The organism is Bradyrhizobium sp. NBAIM03 (genome assembly GCF_020194055.1).
GTDB classification, from domain to species: Bacteria; Pseudomonadota; Alphaproteobacteria; order Rhizobiales; family Xanthobacteraceae; genus Bradyrhizobium; species Bradyrhizobium yuanmingense.
The window spans coordinates 320,312-333,064 of the sequence record NZ_JADYVS010000007.1 but is presented as its reverse complement, the minus strand read 5'-3'; the positions used below and the strand labels follow the sequence as shown (position 1 = coordinate 333,064).

Genomic DNA, 12,753 nt, shown 5'->3' with positions numbered 1-12,753 from the left:
GGGTTGATCGCGCGTAGCGCGAGCGGGGTGGGGTGATCCCTCCTCTCGGGCGCTGTTGGATGGGGAGAGACCGTCACCCCACCCCGTCTCACATTTCGCTACGCTCCATGTGAGCCGACCCCTCCAGTGGAGGGTATGAAAGAGGCGTTACCGCTTCTGCTCGGTGGGCCTGCGCGGGGGCCGCGGCGGCGCCGGCGTGCCGCTCATCTTGTTGGCGGCCTCGCTGACGTCGAGCAGCGAGCGGCGAATGTCGTCGAGGTAGGCCGCCGATTTCTTCTTCATGGTGCCGGCAAGCTCGTGCAGTCCCTGGATCTTCTCGAACAGCTCGTCGGCCTTGCCGTCGACGAAGCCCGGCACCGCGCCCTCGATCTTGGCGACCGCCTTGTCGAAGCCCGCAAAGGCGCTGTCGACCTTGGCCATGACCGAATCGATCTCGGCGCCCTTGCTCCTGAGGTCGGCGGTATAGGTCTCGAACGTGTGCAGGCCCTCCTTGATTGCGGGGGCGTTGTTCACGATGGTGCGGTCGACGCTGTGCAGAGTTTCGACGATGGTTTCGGCGTCGCTGAGATCGGCCGTCAGCACCGGGATGCCGTCCGCGTCCAGCGGCACCGGCGGTGCAGAGGGGGCGCCGCCGATGAGTGAGATCGCGGCAATGCCGGTGAGGCCCTGGAACTCGATTCCGGCCACGGTGTCCTTGCGGATCGGCGCGGTGTTGTCGAGCATGACGAGTGCCACGATCCTGCGCGGACTATCCAGCTTGATCGACAGGATCTGGCCGGCGGGCACGCCGTCGAAATTGACCGGCCCGCCGCGGCGCAGCCCGCTGGCGGAGCCGCCCTCGAACACCACGCGCAACTGGCTGCGGCTCTGGATGGTGCGCCATTTCTGCGCGCCGAGCAGGCCGCCGAACGCCACGGCGATCGCCGCCAGCGTTGCCGTTCCGATCACAAGATTGCTCGCGCGTGCCATGCAGGGGCGATTTTACGGCCAAAGCGGGGAAGTTGGAAGGAGCCCGCGATGTTACGTAGGGCGGGTTAGCGAAGCGTAACCCGCCACCATCTCTCGTACGCCTGGGGATGAATTGGTGGATTACGCTGCGCTAATCCACCCTACGGCACGGCGCGACGTCAATGCCCGGCCGCCCGCTTTGCCGCAGCATTGTTCAGCACGATCAGGGCATCGACGGCCACGCCCGTCCTGGTGTTGATCAGGAACGGGTTGATATCGATCGAGGCGATGCGATCGCCCGCATCCGCGATCAGGTTGGACAGCCCGACCAGCGCCTTCACCGCCGAGGCCTCGTGCAAGGCCGGCCTGCCGCGATAGCCGCGCATCTTGACGCCGGCCTTGGTGCGGCCGATCAGGAGCTGTGCCTCGGCCTCGTCCAGCGGCGCGCCGGCGAGCGCGACGTCCTTCATCAGTTCGATGTCGATGCCGCCGGTGCCGAACAGCACGACCGGGCCCATCTCCGCATCGAGCGAGGCGCCGACCACCAGCTCGAACTCGGCCTTGACCTGCTGCGCGATCAGGATGCCGTCGAGCTTCGGCTTGCCCTTGAGCTTCGCCACGCGCGCGGTGATGTCGGCGAACGCCTTCTTCACCTCGGCTGCGCTGTTGAGGTTCAGCACCACGCCGCCGATGTCGGACTTGTGCAGGATCTCCGCACTGACGAGTTTTGCCACGACCGGAAAACCGATCTGCTTGGCAATCTTGATGGCGTCCGCCGCGGTCTGTGCGATCGCCTCCTTCGAGATCGGGATGCCGTAGGCCTTGAGCAGCTTCTTCGAGGCGACCTCGTCGAGCGCAGCACCGGTCGCCGATTTCAACGTCTTCTCCAGCACGGCGCGGGCGGCGGGTTTCGAGCTCGAGACGATATCGGGCACCTCCTTGCGCAGCTTCGCATAGGCGAGCAGCGACTTGATCGCGGTCACCGCGCGGTCCATGCCCTGCATGACCGCGAGATGCGGCAGCGACTTCCGCAAGCCCTTGGTGTATTCGGTGAAGCCGATCGACATCGCGCTGATGTAGATCACCGGCTTGCCCGCCTCGCTCGCCATCTCGTTGACGATACGCAAATTGCGCTCGCGCAGCTCGTGCGGCGCCTTCGGCAGCTCGGCATCGACGATGACGATGTCGATATCGGGGTCGTCGATCATCAGCTTGATCGACTTCATGTAGACGGAGGGATCGACCACCGCGGCGAAGCCGGCATCGAGCGGATTGCCGACGATCGAGCCGGGGCCGAGCATCTTCGCCAGCTCCGCGCTGACATGCGGGCTCAGCGGCGTGAAATTCAGGCCTGCGGCATAGAATGCGTCGATCAGCATGCCGCGCTTGCCGCCGGACAGCGTCACAGCGGCGAGCCGGTCGCCTTTCGGAACGGCCGCGTGCACGAAGCACTCGGTGGTCTCGATCAGCTCGTCGAGGCCGCCGACCCGGATCACCCCTTCGCGCGTCGCGATCGCGTCGAACGTCTCGATCGAGCCGGCGAGTGCGCCGGTATGCGCCATCGCCGCGGCGCGGCCGCCTTCGGAGGCGCCGAGCTTGAGCGCGATCACGGGCTTGCTCGCCGCGCGCGCCGCCTTGCAGGCATCGCGGAACGCCTTGGTGTTGCGCACGCCTTCGAGGTAGACGACGATCACCTTGATGCTCGGATCCTCGGCGAAGTAGCGCATCAGATCCGGCGTCTCGAGCCCGGCCTCGTTGCCCGTGGTCACCATGTAGCCGACGCCGACACCCCGGTCTTCCAGCGTCTGGCGGATCGCCATGACGATGGCGCCGGATTGGCCGGCGATTGCCACCGCGCCCTGCTCCATGGTGACGATGCGATCGTCGATATTGGTGAAGAGCTTCTCGCCGGCGCTCAAATTGCCGAGGCAGTTCGGGCCCGTGACCGCGAGCCCCGTCTCGCGCACCGCAGCCTGCAATTCGGCAGCGAGCTTCTGGCTTTCGTCATCCTGCAGCTCGCTGAAGCCGGAGGTGACGATGGTGGCCGACCGCGCGCCGGCTGCGGCGGCGTCGCGGATCACCTGCACGGCAAAGCGCGCAGGCACCAGCACCAGGACGTGATCGGGCTTCTCCGGAAGACTCGCAAAATCCTTGTAGCAGGGAACGCCCCAGACGGTATCGCGCTTGGCGTTGACCGGATAGAGCCCGCCTTCGAAACCATATTTGATCAGATTGTTCCAGATGCGCTCGGCATAATTGCCGGGCTTGTCGGTCGCGCCCACCAGCACGATGTTGTGCGGGTGCAGCATTGCGTGGATGCCCTTGACGATGTCGCTGGCATCGGGCGGCGGAGACCATGGACGTGATGCGGGCGCAGCAGACACACGGGCTTCCATGGCGTGACCTCACCTGTTGTTCTTATTGGTGTCGCGTCACTCTGTTCTATGGCGAGTCCTTTGGCAACTGTGTGGCTGGTATGCCGTGTGGTGGAATGAAGCGCGCACCGGTGCGTGTCAGTCCGATCGGCGATCTAGCCGTCGGCGCCAATCAATGTCGCATGCACGATGTAGCGCTCGGGGCCGGATGTGACGGCATCGAATGGCCAGCAGGTCGCGAGAACAAGCTCGAAACCCTGTGCCATGGGATCGATGCCGGATGCATCGAAGCGAACCACGGCCGAGGAATCCGCGCGATAGCGAAAGTGTCGACCGTCACTGCGCGTGACATCGATGACGTCGCCAATGGCAACATCTTTCAGGAAGCGGAAATGGGTGTCGCGATGGGCGGCATAGACGGCGATCCCGCGTTCGCCCGCATCAGCCGTGTCCTGGATATGACCGGGCCCGAAAGCGAGCGCTTGCCCGCTCGTGCCTTCCAGCACGATGGCGCTGGCGCCGATCCGCTTCACCTCGATCCGCGCGACCGGCCAGGTGTCGGCCCATGACCAGGGCTTTACCGCCTGTCCCGTGGCAATGCTTCGGTCGAAGGCCCGCTCCAGCAGCACCTGCGCCAGCCACGCCTTGGCGTGGATATAGGCGCCGTCGCCGAACAGGATGAGGCCGCCAAGCGCGAGGACCAGCGGAGAGATGAAGCGGGGCATTGTGTTTCGTCTCCCGTCATTGCGATAGCGAAGCGAAGCAATCCAGACTGTCTCCGCGGCGGCAGTCTGGATTGCTTCGTCGCTTCGCTCCTCGCAATGACAGTGAAAAAAGGCGCGCGCGGCCGTTTGGAAGGGACGGGCAGCCGCGCGCGCTAACAGAGGAGTCGGGGAGCTCCTCTCTCAAGCGGCGTCGGTGAGCAAGGTCCGACGCCGGTTGAACACGAACAGGATCAGGGCGAGCACGATCAGGATGAAGCCCGCGATCATCTTCAGCTCGGCCGAGGTCGCGGTCTTGGGCAGGCGGATCGCATCGGGCGCAGCAGGCATAGGCCGTCGCGTTGCCGGCTGATTGCGCGCGTCGGCATGGCGCTCGTGCAGCTGCGTTGGCGTCAGATGCGGCCGCTCGCCGAACACTTTCTCGAACTCCCAGCCCGCGGGCAGGTTGATCGGCAGTTCGCTGAGCTTGAGCGGTTCGCCTTCGGGACGGCTTGGCGTCTTGTCGACCGCGACGAGGCTGGTCAGCCGCGTGACGATCTGATGGTCGAGCGCCAGCGCCAGGATCGCCTTGTCAGCTTCCTCCGGCGTCATCTCGCGCAGGGTGCGCGCGACTTCCGCATCGGCGATCTTCCGCCTGGCCCAGAGCTTTGACAGGCCCTTGCCTTCGGCTGCGTTTTGCAGCGGCAGCGTCACCGACCACGGACGGTCGCCGACGCGGCCCTTGATCTCGAGCGAGCCTGCGAGCTTGTCGAGTCTCGCCGCCAGCACCAGGGGCTCGTCGCGATAGACGTCGGGGATGATCGCCGGGGTGACGTCGGCATTGGCCTCGGAAAACCTTGCGGTGAGGCCGGTCACGGCCGGATTCTCCAACTTGGCGAACAGGCCGCGCATGCGCTCCTCCACCTGCTCGGTGGAGCCGATATGGGTGAAGGCGCCGCGGCCGAGCTCGGCGGCACGGGTCATCAGATAGGTGTTGGGCGCGGACCCGATGCCGACCATGAAGACGCGCGAGCGGCCGCGCATCGTCGTGATCGCATCGAACAATTGCTGCTCGTTGCCGATCGCGCCGTCGGTCAGGAACACGACCTGGCGGACCATGCCGGTGTCGCCGAGCCTGTCGGCCAGTGCCGCGCGCATCGCCGGCACCATCTCGGTGCCGCCGCGCGCCTGCAAGGCGCCGACGAAGGAGGTCGCCTCGCCGACATGCGCAGCATCGGCCGGCACGGAGGCCGGAAACAGCACGTCCATGGTGTCATCGAAGCGGATCACGTTGAAGCGGTCATTCGGCTGCAGGCGGCCGAGAGCGTAGAGCAGGCTTGCCTTGGCCTGCACGATGGACGTGACGCCCATCGAGCCGGAATTGTCGATCACGAACACGACCTCGCGGGGCAGCGGCTTCTGCGCCGCCTGCCCGGCGCTCGGTGGGGTGACGAAGGCGAGCAGGTAATCGGCATCGCCGATGTGCTCGCGGAACAGTCCGACCGATGGCGCTGTCTCGGCAGCCGGCTTCCAGGTCAGCTCGAAGTCGCGGTCGGCGGGAATAGTACCGTCAGCGAGCGTCACCACGCGCGTCGTGTTGTCCGGGCTTTCCGTCTTGACGTTGTGATGGTGGCTCTTGACCTCGCCGAGCGCGAAGCCGGCCTGCAGGCGTACCGTGATGCTGGTCGGATTGACCGGCGGATGTTTGGCGGGATCCAGCACAGGGGGCGAGATGCGCTCGCGATCCGGCACCGGGTCCGACGATGTCGCGCCCCAGCCCGAGCCGTCCTTGCGGAAATCGACGCTCTGGATGATCGGTGCGGGATTGTAGCGCGGCCCGACCACGAGCGGCAGGCGCAACGAATATTCGTTGCCGACTTGATGCACCGGCTCCTGGTACTCGATCTGCACCAGCACGGTTTCGCCGGGACCGATATTGGCGACCGAGTTGGTGAAGATGTTCGGCCGCTCCTGCTCGGTGAGCGCGGCCTTCTGGCCGGCGCGGCGCGCCTCCTCGTAGATCACGCGCGCTTGCTGCCGTTCCTTGATGTCGCCGATGATGACGCGGTCGCCGACCACCATCTTCAGTGTGTCGACGGCGCCGCCGGCCGCGAGCGGATAGACGTAGGTGGCCTCGACCCAATCCTTGGTCGGGTTGCGAAATGCTTGCGTGACGCGGGCGCGCAAGGTCGGGCCCGACACGGTGATGTCGATATCGGTCCCGAGGCGAATCGCCTCCGTGGTAGTGCCGTCCTCTTTCAGTAGCAGGCTGCCCGACCGTGCTTCGCCGGGCTGGAGCAGGCTGGCCTGTTCGGTCGTCGCCGACCAGCTCGCCCCGAAACTCACCAGCAGGGCCAGGAAGGCGACCAGCATCACGGCGATGCCCTGCGCCAGAAGGAACAGTCCGACCTTGATGAGGCGGCTCAACAGCGGGTGGTCGTCGCTATCGGCCGTGTCGTAGGCGTTCATTTGGCTTGCTCCGAAGCATGTTTGCTGGTCCTCAGCATCCGCCGGCGGGGCGGGATTTCGCGAGCAGAATGATCGGCAATGTTCCGCCGCGGCCGGCCCAGGCTCGCTTGAGCCGGGGCGGTCATGTGCGGTTTTGTGCTGGTTTGTCCGCCCTGCTAGAGTGACCGGCCTGGAGCGGGGCTGACGGTGAAGATGCAGGACAAACTCACGGACAAGCAGCTTTCGGACGAGCAGAGCCGCGAGATCGCCGAGACCATTCGCGAGGAGCTCGCCCGGCGCCGGATGTCCCGGCAGGCGCTGGCCGAGCAAGCCAAGCTCAGCCTGTCGACGCTGGAGAAGGTGCTCGGCGGCCGGCGGCCGTTCACGCTGGCGACGACCGTCCGGCTGGAGCAGGCGCTCGGCGTCTCCTTGCGCAAGAGCGTCATCGTGGTGACGCCGCCGGCCGCAAACGACGTCGCGCCCGACAGCCTCGGCTCTTATGCCCACCGCGCAGTGACCTGGCTCGAGGACGTCTACATCACCCTGCGGCCGTCGTTCGGCGACAAGGACGCGATCTTCGCCTACCGCACCGAGATCGCCTGGGAGCCGAAACTCTCGTCGCTGGTCTTCCGCGAAGGCGAGCGGACCGATGCCGCCTACGAGCATACCGGCGAGGTCGCCGTTCCCCATCAGTCCGGCTTCATCTACCTCGTCTTCATCAAGCACGGCCAGCACCGCGTGATCACGGTGTCGCGGCCGACGGTATCAGGCGAGATGTACGGCATCATCTCGACGCTGCGCGCCGGGCCCGGCTCGCAGCTCACGCCGATCGCCGCGCCGATCGCCTATGTGCCGCTCAGGAATATCCCAAAACCTTCCTTGGGCCGGGTTGCGCCCGAGGATCCCAACCACGCCTTGTATCGAAAGCACTTGCGCCGCACGGTGGAAGAGCCGTTCGCGTTGTTTCTGACGCTGTGACAGCAATCCGCTGGGGGGGTGCGTTGCTGGCTTGCTCGAAGCGTTCGCGCCGATCAGCCACTCCGCGCAAGTGAACGGCCCAGGTTAAAGCCATGGTGGTCGGGACGAATCCGGTCGAGGCAAGTCTCGCGATGAAGAGCCCGTTCTATACCGCCGAGCACGACGCGTTCCGCGACGCGATGCGGCGGTTCGTCGAGAAGGAGATCGCGCCCTTCGCCCATGAATGGGACGAAGCCGGCGAATTCCCGCGCGAGCTCTATCGCAAGGCGGCGGGAATCGGCCTGCTGGGGCTCGGATTCCCGGAGGAATATGGCGGCATCGCCGCCGACCAGTTCATGAAGATCGTCGCGAGCCAGGAGCTTGCGCGCGCCGGCGCAGGCGGCGTCAGCGCCAGCCTGATGAGCCACACCATCGGCTCTCCCCCGATCGCGCGGGCCGCACGCGCCGAGGTGAAGGCGCGCGTGCTGCCGCAGGTGCTGGCAGGCGAGAAGATCTCCGCACTGGCGATCACCGAGCCGGGCGGCGGCTCGGACGTTGCGAACCTGCGCACCCGGGCGCGTCGCGACGGCGATGACTACGTCGTGAGCGGGGAGAAGACCTTCATCACCTCGGGGATGCGCGCCGATTACCTCACCGTTGCGGTGCGGACCGGCGGCGAGGGCGCCGGCGGCGTCAGCCTGCTCCTGATCGAAGGCGACACGCCCGGCCTGTCCAGGACCAAGCTGAAGAAGATGGGCTGGTGGGCCTCCGACACCGCGACGCTGCATTTCGACGCGTGCCGCGTGCCCGCCGCGAACCTGATCGGTGAGGAGGGCCAAGGCTTCAAGATCATCATGCAGAACTTCAACAGCGAGCGCATGGGCATGGCCGCGAGCTGCACCGCCTTTGCGCGCGTCTGCCTCGACGAGGCCATCGCCTACGCAAAGGAGCGCAAGACCTTCGGCAAGCCGCTCGCGCAGCACCAGGTCATCCGCCACAAGATCGTCGACATGGCGCAGAAGGTGGCGGCATCGCAAGCCATGCTGGAGATGCTGGCCTGGCGGCTTGAGCAGGGCGAGAGCCCGGTCGCCGAAATCTGCATGATGAAGAACCAGGCGACGCAGACCATGGCTTTTTGCGCCTCGGAAGCCGTGCAGATCTTTGGCGGCGCCGGCTTCATGCGCGGCATCAAGGCCGAACGCATCTATCGCGAGGTTAAGGTCAACGCCATCGGCGGCGGCACCGAGGAGATCATGAAGGATCTGGCCTCGCGGCAGATGGGGCTTTGAACGCTCTCTCCTCGCGTCATTCCGGGGCGCGAGCGAAGCGGAGCGAGCCCGGAATCCATAACCACAAGCGGAGGTTATGGATTCCGGGCCCGCGCCAAGGGGCGCGTCCCGGAATGACGAGGCTGAGAGAGAATGTTATTCACCGCCGACCACGACGACATCCGCCGCTCGCTACAAAGATTCATCGCCAACGAGATCAATCCGCACGTCGACGCGTGGGAGAAGGCCGACATCTTCCCGGCGCACGAGCTGTTCAAGAAGATGGGCAGCCTCGGCTTCCTCGGCCTGAACAAGCCGGTCGAATTCGGCGGCTCGGGCCTCGACTATTCCTATGCGCTGATGATGGCGGAAGAGCTGGGCGCCATCACCTGCGGCGGCGTGCCGATGGCGATCGGGGTGCAGACCGACATGGCAACGCCCGCGCTGGCGCGGTTCGGCTCGGACGAGGTGCGGCGCGAATTCCTCACCCCCTCGATCTCCGGTGACTACGTCGCCTGCATCGGCGTCTCCGAGCCCGGTGCGGGGTCGGACGTCGCCTCGATCAAGACCCAGGCGCGCTCTGACGGCGACGATTACGTCATCAACGGCGGCAAGATGTGGATCACTAACGGCACCCAGGCCGACTGGATCTGCCTGCTCGCCAACACCGGCGACGGTCCCGTTCACCGCAACAAGTCGCTGATCTGCGTGCCCATGAAGGCCAAGGGCGTCACAGTCGCGCGAAAACTCGACAAGATGGGCATGCGCTCCTCCGACACCGCGCAGATCTTCTTCGACAATGTCCGCGTGCCCAAGCGCAACCGGATCGGCGAGGAGGGCCAGGGTTTTACCTACCAGATGATCCAGTTCCAGGAGGAGCGGCTCTGGGGCGCGGCCGCCTGTCTGAAGGCGCACGAATACATCATCGACCAGACCATCGAATACACCCGCAACCGCAAAGCCTTCGGCAAGTCGATCCTCGACAACCAGGTCGTGCACTTCAAGCTTGCGGAGATGCAGACCGAGGTCGAGCTCCTGCGTGCACTGATCTATCGCGCCGGTGAGCAGCTGGTCGCCGGCGAGGATGTGACGCGGCTCGCGACCATGGCCAAGCTGAAGGCCGGGCGGCTCGGCCGCGAGCTCACCGACGCTTGCTTGCAATATTGGGGCGGAATGGGCTTTACCAACGAGACGCCGGTCAGCCGCGCCTATCGCGACAGCCGCCTGACCTCGATCGGCGGCGGCGCCGACGAGGTCATGCTGATGGTCCTGTGCAAGATGATGGGCACGCTGCCCGGCAGCAAAGGAAACGCCTGATGATCACGCTCTATCATTGCGACGCTGCGCGCTCGTTCCGTCCGCTCTGGATGCTGGAGGAGATGGGTCTGCCCTATGAATTGAAGATGCTGCCGTTCCCGCCGCGCGTCTTCGCCAAGGACTATCTCGCGCTCAACCCGCTCGGCACCATCCCCTTCATGATCGACGGCGAGACCAGGATGACGGAATCCTCCGGCATCTGCCATTACCTCGGCATCACATACGGCCCGACGCCCTTGATGGTCGGCCCTAAAGATCCCGCCTACGGCACGTTCCTGAACTGGATGTACTTCAGCGACGCCACGTTAACCTTCCCGCAAACGCTGGTGCTGAGATACACCCAGCTCGAGCCGGAGGAGCGCCGCAACCCGCAGGTCGCCACCGATTACGCGAAATGGTTTCTGGGGAGACTGCGCGCCGTCGAGGCAGCGACCGCGAATGCCGAAACATTGTGCGCTGGCCGCTTCACCGCCGCCGACATCGTCATCGGTTACGCGCTTCGGCTCGCGAGCAATATCGGGCTTGCCAAGGATTTTGGCCCTAACGTCGCAGCCTATTGGTCGCGTCTGCAGCAGCGCGACGGCTATAAGCGCGCGGTTGCTGCGGAGCAAAAGGCCGGGCAAGAGCAGAATGTTGCGCCGAGGGTGAGGGCGTAAGGAAGGCTGTCATTCCGGGGCGCGGAAGCGCGATCCCGGAACCTCACGATTTCCCGGTTCGCGCTATTGCGCGTCCACGACGTGCTATGTCTTTTGACAGCGCTATCCTATCGTGACAGCGCCCGAATTTCCGCTAAGGTGACCTCCGTCCGCAGCGGCCAGAGAGCCGCGCGAGGAGGAACCCAATGGAATATAACGGTCGCGAATCCGACCATCTGATGCTGATCACGCCGGAGCGGGTGTTTTATGCGGGCCTGCTCGGCCGTCCGCGCAAACGGACACCCGGCTGCTGCCATGTCTATGTCGCGGTGAAGGGCAATCTGCACCTGACCATCGACGACGTTCTCGCCACCGGCGAGCTGTTCGTCACCCTGCCGAACCAGCGGCACTCCATCGCCAGCGACTATCGCACCGTCATCAGCGTGACGCTGGAGCCGGAGAGCATGCCGGATGGCGTGATCGAAGCCTTGGCCGCACGTCTGACCGGACCCGACCAGGCCGCCTATGTCCGCAAGATCCTCGCCGCCTACGCACTTTTGCGTCAGCGCCGCTATGGCGACATCACCACCGCCGAGTTCGACGAGATGTGCTTTGGCGAGGCGCTGCCGCGCCGCGTGCTGGATCCGCGCGTGATGCGTGCGGTGGCCCGCATCGAGCGCTTCTCCGGCGAGCCGGTGACGGCGGATACCTGCGCCGCTGAAGCCGGCCTCTCGGCCTCGCGCTTCCTGCACCTGTTCAAGGAGGAGACCGGCATCTCGTTCCGCTCCTTCCGCGCCTGGAAGCGCGCGCGGTATCTGCTGCACTTCGCCAACCAGGACCTCAACCTCGCCCATCTGGCGCAGGACATCGGCTATCCCGATTCCACGCATTTCAGCCACTCGATCCGCCGCTTCTACGGATTGAAGCCACGGGCGATCTTCGTCGGCTCGCGCGATCTTGCGATCTATCGCAGCACCGAGACCGTGCGGATGGCGGAGGCTTCGTAGGGTGGGTTAGCCGATCAGATGCGCGAAGCGCAGCTGCTCGGCGTAACCCACCTCGTCAATTTCCACGGAGGCAGACAGTGGTGGGTTACGCCTTCGGCTAACGCACCCTACGAATTCGTCGTTTTTCCCAGCTTCTCCGCGCAAGAAGCCGCATGTCGCGCGTCACATGATCGCAAGCGTTGAATTCTCAACGTGCGAGACATTGAACGCATGAGCGACAAGGCCGTCATCACCTGCGCGCTGAACGGCGTGCTCACCGACCCCAAGCAGCACAACGTGCCCGTGACGCCCGAGCAGATGGCGCGCGAGGCCAAGGCTGCGTTCGAGGCCGGCGCGTCCATCATGCACATCCATCTGCGCCAGCAGGCGCCGGGCAAGGGACATCTGCCGTCCTGGGAGGTCGCGGTCAGCAAGGAGATCCAGCAGGCGATCCGCGAAGCCTGCCCGGGCGTGATCATCAACCACACCTCGGGCGTGTCAGGGCCGAACTATTCAGGCGCGCTCGACTGCATCCGCGAGACCAAGCCCGAGATTGCCGCCTGCAACGCAGGCTCGCTGAACTACCTGAAGGTGAAGGCCGACAACAGCTGGGCCTGGCCGCCGATGATGTTCGACAATTCGGTCGAGAAGGTGAAGGACTATCTCGACGTCATGAACGCGGTCGGCACCATCCCCGAGTTCGAGTGCTTCGACGTCGGTATCGTCCGCTGCGTCGGCATGTACCACCAGGTCGGCATGTACAACGGCCCGCTCGAGTACAATTTCGTCATGGGCGTCGCCTCCGGCATGCCGGCCGATCCTGAATTGCTGCCGATCCTCTTGAAGCTGAAGCGCCCCGAGGCGCATTGGCAGGTCACCGCCATCGGCCGCGAGGAGATCTGGCCGCTGCACCAGCGCTGCGCCGAGCTCGGCGGTCATCTGCGCACCGGCCTCGAGGACACCTTCTATCTCGCCGACGGCAAGAAAGTGACGTCGAACGGCCAGCTGATCGAAGCCGTCGCCGCCTGCGCAAGGCGCGCCGGCCGCGAGATCGCGAGCCCCGCCGAGGCGCGGAAGATCTTTGGGACGAACAGGTAAGGTATCGCCCCGTCATTGCG

10 protein-coding genes are annotated in these 12,753 nt (G+C 65.3%); 6 read left to right on the top strand and 4 right to left on the bottom strand.

Translation table 11 applies throughout. From position 1 onward, the window contains the following. Positions 1-147: 147 nt before the first annotated feature. The 4 genes from I6F21_RS13730 to I6F21_RS13715 form a co-directional block, all read right to left on the bottom strand. Entirely contained in the window at positions 148-969 is an 822-nt protein-coding gene (locus I6F21_RS13730; protein WP_036002108.1) for an MlaD family protein, read from the bottom strand. 158 nt (positions 970-1,127) lie between these two features. Continuing rightward, positions 1,128-3,344, bottom strand: coding sequence for an acetate--CoA ligase family protein (locus I6F21_RS13725; RefSeq protein WP_225130473.1), 2,217 nt, complete (start codon positions 3,342-3,344; stop codon positions 1,128-1,130). Positions 3,345-3,478: 134 nt separating this feature from the next. Then, a complete protein-coding gene (locus tag I6F21_RS13720) occupies positions 3,479-4,048 on the bottom strand; it encodes a class GN sortase (RefSeq protein ID WP_225130470.1) in 570 nt (189 codons plus the stop codon). Between the two features lie 180 nt (positions 4,049-4,228). Further along, entirely contained in the window at positions 4,229-6,493 is a 2,265-nt protein-coding gene (locus I6F21_RS13715) for a marine proteobacterial sortase target protein (RefSeq protein WP_225183249.1), read from the bottom strand. Positions 6,494-6,679: 186 nt separating this feature from the next. On the opposite strand from I6F21_RS13715, the gene I6F21_RS13710 reads away from it, so the two are divergent. From I6F21_RS13710 to I6F21_RS13685, 6 genes are all read left to right on the top strand, one after another. After that, positions 6,680-7,450, top strand: coding sequence for a helix-turn-helix transcriptional regulator (locus I6F21_RS13710; protein WP_225183248.1), 771 nt, complete (start codon positions 6,680-6,682; stop codon positions 7,448-7,450). Positions 7,451-7,581: 131 nt separating this feature from the next. Continuing rightward, positions 7,582-8,718, top strand: coding sequence for an acyl-CoA dehydrogenase family protein (locus I6F21_RS13705; RefSeq protein ID WP_225130576.1), 1,137 nt, complete (start codon positions 7,582-7,584; stop codon positions 8,716-8,718). A 132-nt stretch (positions 8,719-8,850) separates the two neighbouring features. Next, entirely contained in the window at positions 8,851-10,014 is a 1,164-nt protein-coding gene (locus I6F21_RS13700; protein ID WP_225183247.1) for an acyl-CoA dehydrogenase family protein, read from the top strand. Beyond that, on the top strand, positions 10,014-10,670 hold the full coding sequence (locus I6F21_RS13695; RefSeq protein ID WP_225183246.1) for a glutathione S-transferase family protein: 657 nt from the start codon (positions 10,014-10,016) through the stop codon (positions 10,668-10,670). The genes I6F21_RS13700 and I6F21_RS13695 overlap by 1 nt, the downstream gene beginning before the upstream one ends. Before the next feature lie 185 nt (positions 10,671-10,855). Further along, a complete protein-coding gene (locus I6F21_RS13690; protein ID WP_036002084.1) occupies positions 10,856-11,656 on the top strand; it encodes an AraC family transcriptional regulator in 801 nt (266 codons plus the stop codon). 210 nt (positions 11,657-11,866) lie between these two features. Beyond that, positions 11,867-12,733, top strand: a complete 867-nt coding sequence (locus I6F21_RS13685) for a 3-keto-5-aminohexanoate cleavage protein (protein WP_225183245.1) — start codon at positions 11,867-11,869, stop codon at positions 12,731-12,733. Positions 12,734-12,753 lie beyond the last annotated feature (20 nt).

What these genes read in the sequence shown, in the direction of transcription:
- I6F21_RS13730 (WP_036002108.1), bottom strand. Translation starts at nt 969, where the DNA reads ATGGCACGCGCGAGCAATCTTGTGATCGGAACGGCAACGCTGGCGGCG.
- I6F21_RS13725 (WP_225130473.1), bottom strand. Translation starts at nt 3,344, where the DNA reads ATGGAAGCCCGTGTGTCTGCTGCGCCCGCATCACGTCCATGGTCTCCG.
- I6F21_RS13695 (WP_225183246.1), top strand. Translation starts at nt 10,014, where the DNA reads ATGATCACGCTCTATCATTGCGACGCTGCGCGCTCGTTCCGTCCGCTC.
- I6F21_RS13720 (WP_225130470.1), bottom strand. Translation starts at nt 4,048, where the DNA reads ATGCCCCGCTTCATCTCTCCGCTGGTCCTCGCGCTTGGCGGCCTCATC.
- I6F21_RS13690 (WP_036002084.1), top strand. Translation starts at nt 10,856, where the DNA reads ATGGAATATAACGGTCGCGAATCCGACCATCTGATGCTGATCACGCCG.
- I6F21_RS13685 (WP_225183245.1), top strand. Translation starts at nt 11,867, where the DNA reads ATGAGCGACAAGGCCGTCATCACCTGCGCGCTGAACGGCGTGCTCACC.
- I6F21_RS13700 (WP_225183247.1), top strand. Translation starts at nt 8,851, where the DNA reads ATGTTATTCACCGCCGACCACGACGACATCCGCCGCTCGCTACAAAGA.
- I6F21_RS13705 (WP_225130576.1), top strand. Translation starts at nt 7,582, where the DNA reads ATGAAGAGCCCGTTCTATACCGCCGAGCACGACGCGTTCCGCGACGCG.
- I6F21_RS13715 (WP_225183249.1), bottom strand. Translation starts at nt 6,493, where the DNA reads ATGAACGCCTACGACACGGCCGATAGCGACGACCACCCGCTGTTGAGC.